The sequence below is a fragment of the Arthrobacter woluwensis genome (genome assembly GCF_030816155.1).
Taxonomy (GTDB): Bacteria; Actinomycetota; Actinomycetes; order Actinomycetales; family Micrococcaceae; genus Arthrobacter_E; species Arthrobacter_E woluwensis_A.
The window spans coordinates 1137557-1152315 of record NZ_JAUSXR010000001.1 but is presented as its reverse complement, the minus strand read 5'-3'; the positions used below and the strand labels follow the sequence as shown (position 1 = coordinate 1152315).

Annotated in this window: 14 protein-coding genes; 12 read left to right on the top strand and 2 right to left on the bottom strand. The window is 68.7% G+C overall.

Features of this window, described 5'->3' with window-relative positions; genetic code table 11:
• The first annotated feature begins 15 nt into the window (after window positions 1-15).
• From QFZ52_RS05150 to QFZ52_RS05135, 4 genes are read left to right on the top strand one after another with little or no spacing between them, the layout of a single operon-like run.
• Window positions 16-813: a SagB family peptide dehydrogenase gene (locus QFZ52_RS05150; protein WP_307496552.1), complete on the top strand. Its 798-nt coding sequence runs from the start codon at window positions 16-18 to the stop codon at window positions 811-813.
• A complete protein-coding gene (locus tag QFZ52_RS05145; RefSeq protein WP_307496550.1) occupies window positions 810-1691 on the top strand; it encodes an ABC transporter ATP-binding protein in 882 nt (293 codons plus the stop codon). The genes QFZ52_RS05150 and QFZ52_RS05145 overlap by 4 nt, the downstream gene beginning before the upstream one ends.
• A complete protein-coding gene (locus QFZ52_RS05140) occupies window positions 1688-2407 on the top strand; it encodes an ABC transporter permease (RefSeq protein ID WP_307496549.1) in 720 nt (239 codons plus the stop codon). The genes QFZ52_RS05145 and QFZ52_RS05140 overlap by 4 nt, the downstream gene beginning before the upstream one ends.
• Before the next feature lie 41 nt (window positions 2408-2448).
• On the top strand, window positions 2449-3612 hold the full coding sequence (locus QFZ52_RS05135; protein ID WP_307496547.1) for a hypothetical protein: 1164 nt from the start codon (window positions 2449-2451) through the stop codon (window positions 3610-3612).
• A gap of 72 nt (window positions 3613-3684) precedes the next feature.
• Here QFZ52_RS05135 and QFZ52_RS05130 read toward each other — a convergent pair whose 3' ends face one another.
• Complete coding sequence (locus QFZ52_RS05130; protein WP_307496545.1) at window positions 3685-4977, bottom strand: MFS transporter; 1293 nt, start codon at window positions 4975-4977, stop codon at window positions 3685-3687.
• A 96-nt stretch (window positions 4978-5073) separates the two neighbouring features.
• Between QFZ52_RS05130 and QFZ52_RS05125 the strand changes: the two genes are divergently transcribed.
• From QFZ52_RS05125 to QFZ52_RS05105, 5 genes are all read left to right on the top strand, one after another.
• Window positions 5074-5418: an ArsR/SmtB family transcription factor gene (locus QFZ52_RS05125; RefSeq protein WP_307496544.1), complete on the top strand. Its 345-nt coding sequence runs from the start codon at window positions 5074-5076 to the stop codon at window positions 5416-5418.
• A 215-nt stretch (window positions 5419-5633) separates the two neighbouring features.
• On the top strand, window positions 5634-6776 hold the full coding sequence (locus QFZ52_RS05120) for a pyridoxal-phosphate dependent enzyme (protein ID WP_307496543.1): 1143 nt from the start codon (window positions 5634-5636) through the stop codon (window positions 6774-6776).
• A complete protein-coding gene (locus tag QFZ52_RS05115; RefSeq protein WP_307496542.1) occupies window positions 6773-8440 on the top strand; it encodes an FAD/NAD(P)-binding protein in 1668 nt (555 codons plus the stop codon). The genes QFZ52_RS05120 and QFZ52_RS05115 overlap by 4 nt, the downstream gene beginning before the upstream one ends.
• A 50-nt stretch (window positions 8441-8490) precedes the next feature.
• A complete protein-coding gene (locus QFZ52_RS05110) occupies window positions 8491-9822 on the top strand; it encodes a Y4yA family PLP-dependent enzyme (protein WP_307496541.1) in 1332 nt (443 codons plus the stop codon).
• An 89-nt stretch (window positions 9823-9911) separates the two neighbouring features.
• A complete protein-coding gene (locus QFZ52_RS05105; RefSeq protein ID WP_307496540.1) occupies window positions 9912-10406 on the top strand; it encodes a HesB/IscA family protein in 495 nt (164 codons plus the stop codon).
• Window positions 10407-10410: 4 nt separating this feature from the next.
• Here the strand turns inward: QFZ52_RS05105 and QFZ52_RS05100 are convergent, their stop codons facing one another.
• Entirely contained in the window at window positions 10411-10785 is a 375-nt protein-coding gene (locus QFZ52_RS05100; protein WP_307496539.1) for a DUF6966 domain-containing protein, read from the bottom strand.
• A gap of 485 nt (window positions 10786-11270) precedes the next feature.
• Between QFZ52_RS05100 and QFZ52_RS05095 the strand changes: the two genes are divergently transcribed.
• From QFZ52_RS05095 to QFZ52_RS05085, 3 genes are all read left to right on the top strand, one after another.
• The gene (locus QFZ52_RS05095) at window positions 11271-11927 is read left to right on the top strand and encodes a hypothetical protein (protein ID WP_307496538.1); all 657 of its coding nucleotides are present in this window, start codon (window positions 11271-11273) and stop codon (window positions 11925-11927) included.
• Window positions 11928-11937: 10 nt separating this feature from the next.
• Entirely contained in the window at window positions 11938-13629 is a 1692-nt protein-coding gene (locus QFZ52_RS05090) for a LamG-like jellyroll fold domain-containing protein (protein WP_307496537.1), read from the top strand.
• A 109-nt stretch (window positions 13630-13738) separates the two neighbouring features.
• Window positions 13739-14731 carry an NADP-dependent oxidoreductase gene (locus QFZ52_RS05085; protein WP_307496536.1) on the top strand — a complete coding sequence of 331 codons (993 nt, stop codon included), beginning with the start codon at window positions 13739-13741 and terminating at the stop codon, window positions 14729-14731.
• Window positions 14732-14759: the final 28 nt, after the last annotated feature.

Below are 14759 nucleotides of genomic sequence, written 5' to 3'. Positions count from 1 at the left end.
CCCGGGAGAAACATCATGCATCAGCAATGGGCCCTCGCCACTCCGGCCTACGACGACCCGGCGGAGACCTTCCACGTAGCCTCGAAGCTCAGCCTCTGGACGAGCGGCTCCGCCACCGGGACCTACTCCACCGAGCTCAGCACCGATCCCGAGGCGCTGAGAATGCTGGGCCGCCCCCATCCGCCGTACCTGTCGTCCGAACGCCGGGCGCTCGACGCCGCCGGGCCGGCTTCCCCGGTCGCCGCGGCACTCCGGCATCGACACTCGGCAGCCGGGTTCGCCCCGGCGCCCGTGAGCTTCGGGATCCTGAGCGGCATCCTCCGGGAAACGGCCTGCATCACGGCCGAACACGGACGCGGTGCTCCCTCGGCCGGCGGCCTGTGCCCGATCGACATTTATCTGGCCGTCACCGCGGTGGACGGCATCACGCCCGGGATCTATGCGCTGGATCCGCACGAAGCCGTGCTCCACCGGCTGCCGGTTCCAGTGGATCCCCGGGAATTCCTGCGCGACTGTCTGGTGTTCCAGAACCTCGCCGAGGACTCGGCCTTCCATGTGTTCTTCGTCGGGAGCTTCCTCCGCCAGCGGATCAAGTACGGGCAGCGCGCCTACCGGTTCACGCTCCTCGAGGCCGGCCATCTGGCGCAGGCGATGATGCTGTGCGCCGAAGAGGCGGGGATCGGGTCGTGCGCGGTCGGCGGATTCCTCGATCAGAAGGTCGACGAACTGCTCTGCCTCGACGGGGTGGAGCAGTCCGTCATCTACAGTGTTGCCTTCGGACAGGTCATCGAGGAATCGGGGGGCCTGGCATGACGGCGATCGTGTCGTGGGAGAACGTGGTCAAGAACTACCGGGGAAAGACGGCCTTGTCGGGCTTCTCCCTCGATCTGGGGCCAGGCATTCACTGCCTCCTGGGCTCCAATGGCGCCGGGAAGTCGACGGCCCTGAACATCCTGACCGGAACCCGGCAGCCCACCTCCGGCACCGCGACGGTGCTCGGGCAGCGGGTGGTCCGCGGCGGTCCTCAGGCCCGGAACCTGAGCTGCGTGCCTCAGGCCGTGATGTTCCCGCCCACTCTCAAGGTCCGCGAAGTGCTCCGGTTCATCTCCGTGCACTACCCGCATCCTCTGGACTTCGCCGCGGTCCAGAACGCGCTCTCACTCGAGGGGATCCTGGACCAACAGTGCGGCGGCCTCTCCGGCGGGCAGCTCCGGCGTCTCGGCATCGCCGGCGCCGTCATCTGCAACGCCCCGGTGATCATCATGGACGAGCCGCTCGCGGGGCTCGACATCGAAGGCCGAGCGCAGGTGCGGAACATCATCCTTGAGCAGAGGGACCTCGGCCGCTGCATCATCATGGCGTCTCACGACTACGGGGAGATCGAAGCGACTGCCGACACCGTCACCCTCGTGAAGGACGGCAGGAACATTCTGAGCGAGGACATCGCGTCGGTGAGACAGCGCCTGGGGCTGCATCGGCTCAGTTTCTCCACCGCACGTCCCGTGCCGCCGGCGGTCCTCGGGCTCGGCGTCGTGGAGCCTCTGGGCGCGGACCGGTACCAGTTGGTGACCGACGATCCTGACGCTGCCAGCAGGGTTCTCCTCGATGTCCTGGATGATCCGAAACTGAACGTCCAGCAGTCCTCCCTCGAGGATGCCGTCAGCATGATCCTGAGTGAGGAGAAGGCATGAGATTCGTCGCCGAGTACGTCCGCGTTCAGATCCTGGAGCTCCTGCGGCTGCCCTCGTTCTTCCTGCCGCTCATCGCCCTGCCCGCGGCGTTCTACCTCATGATCGGAGTGCGGGCGGATCTGCCGCCGGGCCAGATCCTCTTCAGTTACCTCGCCTTCGCGATGCTGGGAACGATGATGTTCCAGTTCGGCGTGGGCATCGCGTCCACCCGGAACGACCCCTGGAACCTGTACCTCTTGAGCCTTCCCGTGCCCTCCAGGGTGCGCGTGGCCTCGCAGCTGATCGCCGGATTGTTCTTCTCGGTCCTCTTCTCCGTGCCGCTCCTGGTGCTGGGCGTGATCAATGGCGCGGTCTTCTCCGTGGCGCCCGGGAGGTTCCTGCTCGGGCTGTGCGCCCTCGTCGCGGGAGGCCTGGTCCACGGCGCCCTCGGACTCGCACTCGGGTACTGGCTGCCCTCTAGAGGCGCCGTGCCGATCGCGAACCTCATCTACTTCCCGTTGGCGTTCATCGGAGGACTTTTCGGCACCTGGGACCTGGGCGCTTTGCAGCCCCTGCACACCTTCAGCCCCACAGGAGCCTGGGCGGACCTGATCAACTCCGCTCCTCACGGTGAAGCCAACGGGTTGGCCCTGTTCATTCTCGCGGGCTATCTCCTGCTCTGCGGACTCGCCGCCGTGTGGGGTTACCGGAGGGTGGAGCAGACGCAGTACCGGTGAGGACCGTGACTTCGGCTGTGTGGTTCGGCGAGAATGGCCGGATGAAGACCGCACGCGCCCGCAACCGCCTGCCCGAAGTGCTCAGAGTGCTGAGGGCCGAGGAGAACGATCCCCGGGTTCAGGAGCTCCTCCGGGAGTTCGGGACGGTGCCGTCTTCCACGCACGAGCGCAGTGTCGGTGAGCCGGCACGGCAGGTCCGTCGGCTGCGGTTCCGCTCCGGTGGCGAGATCATCCTGCACGACGGCACGGTGGCCGCCGTCGTGCTGCACGTGGCGCAGGGCGACCGGCACGTCCGACTGAACGAGTGGATCGGGACGGGAAACCGGGCGACCCTGGACGACCTCGAAGCCGCGCTCGGCAAGATGTCGAGCTTCGCGGGAATCCGGACGCCGTACTTCGCGCTCGACCGCGGGTTCGTCACAGCGACGTTCGCCCCGGACGGCTGGAAGATGCCGGGCAATCTGCTCCGTCTCACGCTCACCGCGCACCAGCCGGGCCTGGTCCCCTCGCCCGAGGACGACGACTGCCCCGGGTGCTCCGATTTGTTGCGGCGGACGTCAGAGGGTGCCGTTGACATCGATGCGACCGTCAAGGCTCTGTCCGCCGCGGCCGCCGCGGGTTCCCTGAAGGAGGACGCCCACTGGGTACGGCTGGACGATCTCCTGCCGCTGCACGCCTCCGGTCTCATGGAGCGCGCGGAAAGCCAGCTGCGGTGTCTGCGGTGCGCCCGCACGGTGTGCTTCACGCTCCTCCGCGACGGCGGGCCTGAGTTCCAGTACTGCAGTTTCGACCAGGCACGACGCCGGCCCATGAGTTCGGTCCCTCCTGTCGAACAGTGGGGCGACCCCGAACGGCTGGCCGCCGAAGAACGGGGCATGCGTTATGTGGCTCATGCCGCCGGGAGCTGGTTCCTGGTGAGAAAAGGTGAAGATCTCTACCTCGACGCCCGGTACAGCTACAGCGGACTCATCGACAGCTCGGCCCTCATCCGCCTCAACCCATCAGAGGTCCGGCTGTACGAGCGCAGCGGGCACACCTTCCTGTCCCGGTTCGCTGCGGCCATTCACAACAGCGCTCCCTACCAGCAGGAGTCGCCGTACTTCGCGCGCGATCTCTACCGGCAATCCGAAGGAACACAGCTCCGTGACGAGGTGAGCGGCGCCATTGCCGAACACACCTGGATCGCGCAGCAGCGGCGAGGGTGACGGCGAGCGCCCGCCCCTGCGAGGAATGGATCAGCCTCACCTTATGACGGGCGGGGACGCCTGATCCGGCGGCTACCGCCGTCCGACCGCCCGCCGGTAGAGGGCCACGAAGCTCACCCCGAGCAGAACCACCACCACTCCGATCCCCCACAGCACCGGGGCGAGCGCCGCCGCGTACACGTCACCATGGCCCGGTTGTCCCGCCGCGATCTGCTCCGCGACGCCGGCCGTCCCCGGCTGCGCCCGGACCGCCGCCGTGAGAACCACCGCGTACAGCGCGACGAAGAGGGCCTCGCTCCCGATCCGGAAGAAGTTCAGAAGCCCGGCCGCGGTCCCGCTCCGTTCGGCCGGCACGAAGCTCAAGGCTTTTCCGTCGACGACCCCGAGCGGCAATCCGAAACCGGCGCCCGCCAGGATCATGGGCAGCACGGCCCACCACACCGGGACATCAGGTCGCAGCGCGGCGAACCCCACGGCGGCGAGCAGGAGGCTCGCCAGTGCCACCAGGCTGACCGCCCCCGCGTCGACCCGTGGATGCCGAGCCATCACCCGGTGCACGAGAGGCGGAGCGAGAAGCACCGGAAGGGTCATCACGAGCATCAGGGATCCCGCGCCACCGGCCGTGAACCCGTGGATCGCTTGCAGCGCCGCGGGCAGGTAGGTCAGGAACGTCACGAAGCCGACCGCGCCCGCCACCGGGATCAGCACCATCGCGAGGAAGCCGGGGTTGCGGAGCACCCCGACGTCGAACAGCGGGCCGCCGGAGACCGGTGCGGTCCTGGGCAGGCGCCGCAGCACGCGACTGCCGGCCAGGGCCGCGACGAGCACGACGGCGTGGACGACGAACACGGCACGCCAGCCCAGCAGGCCGATCAGCACCCCGGAAAGGCTCGGGCCCGCCGCCAGCCCCAGGCCGTTCACCATGCCGAAGGCCGCGAAGGCTCGCCCCCGCGCAGGCCCTTGGAAAGCCGAGTGGATCGTCGCGGTCGCGCCGGTGATGACAGCGGCCGAGCCCACCCCGGCGAGGATGCGGGCGACGTCAAGCACCAGGAGGGATGGGCTCGCCGCGCTCAGGATCGAGCCCAGGACCACCGCGAGCACGCCGAGGGAGAAGGCCCGACCGGACCCGATGCGGTCCGCAACCGCTCCCCAGAGCAGCGTACACACGGCGAACGCGATGTTGAATCCGTTCACGATGCCCTGCAGGAGCGCCGGTTCCGCGCCGAGCTCGACCGAGATCGAGGGCAGGCCCACCGCGGTGCCGGCGATGGACAGCGGAATGACGAATTGAGCCAGCAGGATCACGGGGAGCACCGCCCGGTGCGGCGCGGTCGTCCTGGGTGGCTGCTCTTCACGCACGGTCATAGAGGTACGCCTTTGAACGAAGGTACGAGCTATTACGAACCTATGATGCCCATCACCAAAGGTATGATGCAAGTAGAACCTTGAGGAGGCGACGAGATGGCGGACGCGGAAGGCCACCCTGACACGGCGGAGATCGAGCTGGGCCACGTCCTCAGCGCGCTGAGTGACCCACTGCGGCGGCGAGTGATCCACGATCTCCTGCACAGCGAACCGGGAATCGAACGGACGTGCACCAGCTTCGGCCTGCCCGTCACGAAGTCGACCCGGACCCATCATTTCCGGGTGCTCCGCGAGGCGGGTCTCGTGCGCCAGGTCGACCGCGGGAACATGCGAGGGGTGACTCTTCGGCGCGAGGACATCGAGGAGCGTTTCCCGGGCCTGCTGGACCTCATCGCCCAAGACGACGCCCAGGACGACGCCGACCCCCGGCACGCCCCCTGATGGCGTGAGGAATTCCCGGGCACGAGACTCCTGCCGTTCCGAACATAACGCCCGTCCAATTCCTCTTCCCTTTCCTCTCCGGACTTCTTTCCACCCGCCCGCCCGCGGCACCGCCACAAGGGGGGTTATCCTGCGCTGAACGGCACGATAGGGTCGAATGACCAGGCTTTCCCGATCACAGCCAGGCTTCTCGATCAGGAGCCGGAGAGGGTTTGATGAACAGTCACATCGGACTACACGGATACACGGCCTCGCAGCAGGAAGAGCCGGAATTCGCGGCGCCTGCATGGGGAGCAAACGTTCGCGCACCGTTCGATGACGAGAACCCCGGACCCGTCCACACCTCAGACCACGGGCCGGCCGCAGTCCGCATGCACGACGCGTTCGTCCCGTCGCCCCTCACGTCCCTGGACCGGCTCTTCGGCGAGCGCTCCACCGTGCAAGTCGTCGCGAAACTGGATCTCCTGCAGGTCTCCGGGAGCACCAAGGAACGCACCGCGGCGTCCCTGCTGGCCGGGCTGATAGAACGGGGCGATCTCACGCCGGGCGGCACGGTGGTCGAATCCACCTCAGGGAACCTCGGCAGCGCCCTCGCCCGCCAGTGCGCGCTGCTCGGCGTCCAGATGGTCGCCGTCGTCGATGAATTCGCCAACGTCGCGGCGCTGCAGGCCATGAAGGCGTACGGCGCGCGCGTGGTGCGGGTGCCGACCCCCGAGGACGGCAACCGCCTCCGCGCTCGGGTCCTGAAAGTCGCGGAACTGCTGGAGGAGATCCCCGGCGCGGTGACGACCAATCAGTACGGCAACACCGACAACGCCCGCGCCCACGCTCTCACCACCATGCCCGAGTTCGTCGCCGCACTCGGCGCGCCCCCGGACCGGCTGTACGTGGCCGTGAGCACCACCGGCACCCTGCTCGGCTGCCAGCGCGCCATCGAGCGGGCGGGGTGGCCGACGGTCCTGGTCGCGGTCGACGCCGCGGGGTCGGTCCTGTTCGACGGCGAGCGCGGCGAGCGCCGTCTGCCCGGCCTGGGCGCGGGATTCGTGACGGACCTGTCCCGGCAGGCGCGCCCGGAGGCGGTGCGCCGGATCGCCGAGCTGGACATGGTGAAGGGCTGCCGCCTGCTCGCCCGCCGCGAGGGCATTCTGTCCGGCGCCTCGACGGGCGCGATCGTCGCCGCCATCGGACAGGATCTGGAGTCGCTGGACGCGGGAACCACGGTGGGCATGCTGGTCCACGACGGCGGGCTCCCCTACCTCCCGACGGTGTACGACGACGAATGGGTGACGGGAAATCTGGGCGATGTCGCAGCGGTTGAGGCCGCGCTGGAGCGGGCGAACCCGTTCAGTCCCCGATGACGGCATTCCTCCCGTCGGCCGTGCCCACCACCGACACCGGCGCGGCCTGGTGCGACGTCCTGTTCGTCGGCGCGGGCCCCAAGGCCCTGATGGCGCTGGCTGAACTGGACACACATCTGGCCGGGATCGGTCCCGACCGGCCCCCGCTCCGGATCACCCTGTGCGATCCGGCCCAACCGGGTCCCGGCGCCGTCTGGGACCCGGAACAGCCCGGACATCTGAGGATGAACGTCGACGCCGGGATCGTGGACCTCCGTTGCCCTTCCGTTCCGGAGTCGTACCGCGAGTGGGAGCTGCGGGTCTTTCTCGCAACGGCCGGTGAAACGTTTCCACCCCGCGCCCAGGTGGGCCGCTACCTCGAATGGGCCGCCGAACGGCTCGCCTCCTCGCCCCGGCTCGAGCTCCGGCATTGCGCGGGGCGCGTGACGGAGGTGGAACGGGACGGTGACTCCTGGCGCGCCTCCGTGGACACGGCGGACGGGCCGGTCTCCTGGCGGTCACCAATCGTCGCGCTCTGCACCGGGCATGCCGATGCCGGCGGAGCGGATCACCGGCTCATCACCTCAGGTGACGGCGCCAACAGGGCCGGCCCGCTGACCGTCACCGGCGCCGCCCTGACAGGGATCGACGTCGTCCTGGACGTGACGGAAGGCCGGGGAGGCGAATGGCGCCGCACGGAGGCGGGGGAACCGGAGTACGCCGCGTCCGGCGCGGAGCCCCGCCTGATCACGCTGACCTCCCGTTCCGGGGAGATGATGCTGCCCAAGCCGGCCACCGACCAGCGCCGCATCGTCGACGCCGTCCGGACCGTGACGTCCGCCGTCCCGACAGGTGGCGAGCCCGATGACGCGTGGTGGAGGACGTTCGCCGACGCCGCGAGCGCAGCGGCGAGGACCGAGGGGGTCGACCTCGACGCGCCCGGGCTGCTGTATCACCTGGACTACGGGACGCAGAACGATCTTCCTGCAGCGGAACAGTGGGCAGTGGGTCTGGCACGAGCCCACGGAATCCTCGACGGCGACCCGGCCTGGTGGTGGGGCCGCGCCTGGTCGGCCGGGTACCGGGATGTCGTGCGGTCTTTGGAGCGCGGCACCCGGGATCCAGCACTCTGGGAACGCTGGCGCCGCCGTGCCGCGCGGCTCGAGAAGTGGGCGTTCGGCCCTCCCCCGGCCACCGTGTCGAAACTGCAGGCCCTGCACCGGGCGGGACTCCTGACGGTCAGCGCGGGCGGCGCGACCGGAACGTCACACGCATCCGCCACGCCGGGCACCGCCATCCGCGCGGTGACGGCCGGCCCCGGCGTCCTGACACGGCCCGCGAACGCCCTGGACTACGCTCCGGCACACGATGCGGCCCACGATGCGGCACACGACGATCTCTGGGCGTCCCTGCTGGCCCGCGGCCACGTGATGGTCCGCGTCGGCGAACGAGGCGTGTTCACCCGTCCCGACGGGGTCTGCCTGACGCCGTCCGGACAGCCGTCCGCCGGTCTCGCGGCACTCGGCAGGCCGACGGAGGACCCGGTGATCGGCCACGACACTCTCAACAGGACGCTCCACCAGGACGGCGAACGCTGGTCCCGGGCGGTGGCGGAATGGGTCGCCGGAGCCCAATCCCCCATCGCCGCACTCCCCTTCCCCGATCACGAACGGAACTCACGATGACCACCCTGTGCCATGGCCTCCCGCCACTGACGGGCCGGACAGAACCCTGGATGGAGCAGCTGCTCGCCGATCCGGACCAGTGCGCCGACCTTCTGGCCGCCCACGGCTCGGCACTGAACCTGCTCGATTTCGGCCCGCTCGGCCGCAACATCGGCGAATTGACCCGCGCCGGCGCGGACCTCGGCGTCGATGTCGGCGTCTTCGTCGCGCGGAAGGCCAATAAGGCGCTCTCCCTCATCCCCGCCGCCGTCGACGTGGGCGCGGGTCTCGACGTCGCCTCCTACGCCGAGCTGAAGCAGTGCCTGGACCGGGGTGTCGAGGCCGGACGGATCATCGTCACCGCCGCGGTGAAGGACAAGGCGCTCCTGACCCTGGCCATCACCTCCGGCGTGACCGTCAGCCTCGACAACGCGGATGAGACGACCGACGTCGAAGCCATCGCGGCGGAGGAGGGCATCCAGGCCCACGTCGCACTCCGCCTGGCGGTGACGCATCCCGGCGTTCCGCCGACGCGCTTCGGTCTCACTGCAGACTCGTGGATGGCGTTCCTGAGGGGCCGCGGCGAGCTGCTGGAGGTCGAAGGCGTGCACTTCCACCTGAACGGCTATGACCGGCAGCACCGCGTCCTGGCGCTGGCGGAGGCCTGTTCGTTCGTCGATCGGCTCCGGGCCACGGGACACCCCGTCGGGTACATCGACATGGGCGGCGGGATCCCCATGAGCTACCTCGAGGACGAAGAATCGTGGCGGGCATTCTGGCAGGCGCTGGCCGCCGACACCGACGGGACGCTGACCTGGCGCGGCGACCGGCTCGGGCTCACCGACCCGGCCCTGGACCGGCCGTCCCCCGCCCTCTATCCGTACTGGCAGCGGGAGACCCGCGGAGCCTGGCTGACCGCCCTCCTGAGCACACCCGTCAACGGGACCACCGCCGCGGAACTCCTGACCTCACGGGGTCTGCAGCTGCGCTGTGAGCCGGGCCGCTCCGTCCTGGACGGCTGCGGCGTGACCCTCGCCGAAGTCGCCTTCCGTAAGACCACCAGCGACGGCGTGCCGCTCGTCGGTCTGCAAATGAACCGGACGCAGATGCGCTCGACGTCGGCCGACGTCCTGATCGATCCGCGCTGGCTGCGCCCTTCCCGGGCCGGCACCCCCTCGGCGCCGGGCGATGCGTTCCTGGTCGGCGCGTATTGCATCGAGGAGGAACTGATCCTCCGTCGGCGCCTGGCCTTCCCCCAGGGCGTGGCACGGGGCGACATCGCCGTCTTCGTCAACACGGCGGGATACCTCATGCACATTCTCGAGAGCCCGTCTCATCAGCTGCCGCTCGCACAGAATCTCGTGCACCGGGACGGCGGCTGGATCCCCGACGGCGAGTCCTGAGGACCAGTTGTCCGCACGGCACGGAAACTGTCCGCACGGCCCGGAAAATCGGCGGTGGAATGTCAGTGCCGGCAGGTAGAACTTCCCTCATGACGAACACCACTTTCCCGCCGTTCACGGTGACTCCGGCAGCGATCGAGCAGATCACGGCACTCGGCGGCGCCGTCATGATCGACGCCGAAGACGGCGGGTGCAGCGGGTCGGTCTATGCGTTCAGCGTGGTGGACCAGGAGTCCCCCGGAGTCACCGGAGCAGAGCGTTACGGCTGCCCTGGGGCGTGGCTCCTCGTGTCCCCACGGGCGCGGGGCGTCTTGCCAGGAGCGACGCTGGATTACGCCGCGCGGCTGCGCCCTCCCCGATTCCGGGTGATACGGAACCCTAATACGCCACAGGTGTGCGCCTGTCGACGGTCGTTCGGAGAGCCATGGCCCGGGCCGGGCCGGCCGGAATGCTGCTCTTACCGGCCGATGCCGTGGGATGACGGCTTCGAACCTCCCGCGGCATGGAAACGTCAGACGGGCTATGTCGACGAAACATCCGACCACCCGTCGGAAGACGAGCGCGGGAGCACCACACGCCGCTGACGGTTCACCGGAGCCGCATCCCCTCGAGATCCTCCTGCAACCAGACGGTGTGGTCATAGACCAAGGAGCAGAGTGCCCTGAATTGGTCGTTCACCGCCTTTTCGTCCTCAACGGCGAGCCGATGGCCATTCCGGACCGAGAGGATGACGTCATTGAGGCTGCCCATGCCGCCATAAGCCCTTCTGATGTGCGACAGGCCCCGGGGTTCATCGCTTTCCAGAAGGACGAGACCCTGGGACGCCCAGGAAGGCCAGTGCCGCACATCACAGTCGTCTAAAAGTCGATTCAGCTGCGACAAATCTGTCATCAATTCGACACGACGACGCGCCCTCGAGTTCCCGCGCCACGGGAACAGAACCCGCCACTTCAATTTCCCCATGATCCAGTCCCTGCGTGGCTCAAAAATCGCTCGTCCACCCGTCGGCACGGCGTTCCTCGGCGATCTCCGCCGGAATCAGCAGGCACGGAACGACTCCGGGTTTCTCGTTCATGAGGACAAAATACTCCCCGGAACGACATCTCTCGCAGAAAGGCCGGTGACCTCGACGGTTACGTCGCGAGCGCCCTCCCGAATACCCTCGACGGCAGCAGGATGGGATGACAGAAAAGGCCGTTCGCGCCTCGTCCTGCAAGCGCTCGTCCGAATAAATCGGATAACAAACAATTTTCGGTATTCCATGCAACATCTTGTCGGATCCGCCCGCAATGTTAGGACACCTTTGATGATTGGCAGAAATACCTGACATGCCCTTATAGTTCACACGAGTATTTTGAGAACTTTTGCCGTGCCGGGCGACACCGCCGCAGCGCACCGCGGGTTCATGAAGGGCCGCACGGAATGCCGCCCGTTTCTTGGAGGAAACCTTGAAGTCTGATTCGATCACCCCTGCCCGCAAGAGCCGTCTGCGCCGCAATCTGCCCATCGTGATCGCCGGCGCCGTCGGCTCGGTCGCGCTGGCACTCAGCATGTCGCCGACCCTGGCCGCGTTCACCGCCTCGATCACCAACAGCACCGACACCGCCGGGCTCGGCAGCCTGTCGATGCAGGAGGCGAACCAGACCGGCACCATCCTGTGCAACAGCACGGACGGCGGCTCGATCTCGACCAACACGGCGACCTGCGCCACGATCAACAAGTACGGCGGAAACCTGGCCATGGTGCCCGGTCAGACCGTCTCGACTCAGATCACCATCAAAAACACCGGCACCGTCCCGGCGTCGGCCTTCAACCTCAGCCCCGCCGCCTGCGCGCAGAGCAACAACGGCCCGGTCAACGGCACGGCCACGGATCTGTGCTCCAAGGTGACCCTCGTGGTGACCTCCGGCTCCAGCACGATCTACAGCGGCACCCTGGCCGCTTTCAACGCACCGGTGGACATCCTGGCCAAGACGGCCGCCTCCTCGGTTCCGGCCGGCACCACGGTCCCCTTCACGTTCGCCGTGACGGTCCCCGCGGCCACGGGCAACACCTACTCCGGCCTGCAGCTGAGCCAGCCGCTGACCTGGACGTTCTCCTCCTGAGGTCTGTCCCTTGAGCATCCTGGTTCGCAGGCGCCCGGCTCTCGCCCTCTGGGGGGTGGGGGCCGGGATTCTGTTGGTCGTCGGCGTCGCCGTGTTCCTCCTGAGCGGGTACCGCGTCTTCGCCGTCACCACGCCCAGCATGGGCACCACGCTGCCCGTCGGCTCCCTGGTGGTCGTTCATCCGCAACCGGCGTACGACGTCGGCGAGATCGCGACGTTCCGCGTGGAGAACCGCGTCTACACGCACCGGATCATCGCCGAGACGCCCCAGCGGCTGACCACGAAAGGCGATCTGAACGGCGCGGTCGACGGCTGGCGTGTGCCCACCGACGACGTCGTGGGCTCCGTCGTCTGGAGCAGCCGCGGTCTCGGCTGGGCCGTGAGTGCCCTCCCCTGGCTGCTCATCGGTGGACTGATCGTCGAGGTGCTCGCGCGCACCCGCCGGGACAACCCCGTCTGGAAGCAGAGTGTGCGGCTCGGCGGCGGCTCGCTCGTGGTCGCGGCCATCTCCCTGTGGCTCCGCCCGTGGACCAATATGCAGATGCTCGGGTACCGCCCCGCCGACTCCCGCGACGGAGTCCTCATGCACGTGGTCAACACCGGGCTCTTCCCCATGAGCGCCGGCTCGCAGCGGCTCAGCAGCGGGCAGGACGCCGTCACCCAGGTGACGACTACGAACGCGTCGGGTCACTACGTCATCAATCCTCTGCCCGCTCTTGAGTGGTGGCAGCAGGCGCTCGTGATCGTCGTCTGTCTCGTCCCTCTCCTGGCCGCCCTTCTGGTCCGTCCCGCCACGGCCGGGGACACGCCGGAAGGGGACGAGGACACCCAGGACTCCCGCACGCGCCGTCGTGGGGTGATCCTCCTCGCGGTCATCGCGGCACTCACCGCCCTCGCCGTCGCGCTGGTGAATTCCCTGAGCACTCACGGGGCCTTCGTCGCCAGCGTGCAGAACAGCGCCGTCACCTCCGGCACGCGGACCTTCTTCACCTGCAAGCAGGCGGAGTCGAGCCTCGGCGCCGCCTCGACCTACGGGGCGTACGCCCTGGCGGCGGGTGCGGCGCGGAGCGAGAGCGACTTCTCCGGCACCGGCCGCACGGCCACGTACCTGATCACTCCCACGACGACGGCGTCCATCGGCTGCGCGCGGGACACCCCGGCCGTCTCGGCTTCCTTCGCCGGCAACCAGTGTCTGTCGATCCCCGGGCTCAACACGGGCCCGAACACCTTCTCCCTGGAGGCCTGGTTCCGGACCACCTCCACGAGCAACGGCAAGATCATCGGATTCGGCACCGCCACCAACAGCAGCACCGACGCCAACAACGACCGCCACCTCTACCTGGACAACACCGGCCGGATCGTCTTCGGGGTGTACCCCAACGCGGTGCGGACGCTGTCCACGGCAGCGGGCAAGAGCTATGCGGACGGCGCCTGGCACCATACGGTCGCGGTGCTCTCCTCAGCCGGCATGCGGCTCTATGTGGACGGCGTGCTCGTCGGATCGAACACCGCCGTCACCACCGGAGAGGCCTACAACGGGTACTGGAAGGTCGGCTGCGGGACCCTCGCCGGCTGGGCCAACGGCGACGGGACCGGCTACAACGGACCGTCCTACTTCACCGGGTCGATCCAGTACGCCGCCGTCTACACCACCGCGCTGACCGCCGCCCAGGTCTCCAGCCACTACGACGCCGGCCGGTAGCCTCGCGGAGACTGTTCCCTGCCACGCTGCACACACCCCGCAACGGTGTGCGGCACGCCGCTTGCGGGATGCCTTGTCCTCACCGTCCGCGGGTGCCAGGGTGGAGGACATGAGCGTCAGCGCACCTGACGACCAGAACACCGCGATGATGAAGGCCGCCGGCCAGAACCGGTTCGGCGGGCCCGAGGAGATCCACGAGGTCACCCTCCCCCGCCCCAAGCCGGGCATCAGCGAGATCCTGGTGCGGGTCCATGCCGCGGGGATCAACCCGACCGACTGGAAGCACCGTGCGGGCCAGTCCTGGTTCCCGGAGCCGTCGGTGCCGCTCGGCTGGGACGTCTCCGGCGTCGTCGAGGCGGTGGGGCTCGGGTCCACGCTCTTCGAGCCCGGTGATGAGGTCTTCGGCATGCTGCCCTACCCGCACGGCGTCGGGTCCCACGCCGAGTACGTCGTCGGTCCCACTCGCGCGTTCGTGCGCAAGCCCGCAACGATCGACCATGTGCAGGCGGGCGCACTCCCCCTCGCCGCGCTCACGGCGTGGCAGGCGCTCGTCGACACCGCCGGCGTCGCGCCCGGCGACAGGGTGCTGATCCATGCCGCGGCCGGAGGCGTCGGGCACCTGGCCGTCCAGATTGCGAAGGCGCGCGGCGCGTACGTGATCGGCACGGCAAGCGCTCCGAAGCATGAGTTCCTCCGCGGGCTGGGCACCGACGAGACCATCGATTACCGCGAGACCGACTTCGCCGAGGCGGTCCGTGACGTGGACATCGCCCTCGACACGATCGGCGGCGACTACCAGCTGCGGTCCCTGCGCACGCTGCGGCCCGGCGGAATCCTCGTCTCGACGCTGCCGCGACCTGCGAAGGGTCTGCGCGCGGAGGCCGAGCGTCTCGGCGTCCGCGTGAAGCTGATCCTGGTGGAGGCCGATCACGCGGGCATGCAGGCGATCGCCGATCTGGCGGCCGACGGCTCGCTGAAAGCCACGATCGCCGGCACGTTCCCGCTCGCGGAGGCAGCAAGGGCCCACGAGGCCGGTGAGACGGACCGCACCACGGGCAAACTGGTCCTCGTCATGGACGAGGACACGGCCTCCGGGGACTGAGCGACTCCCTGCGGAACGCCCGCGGAGC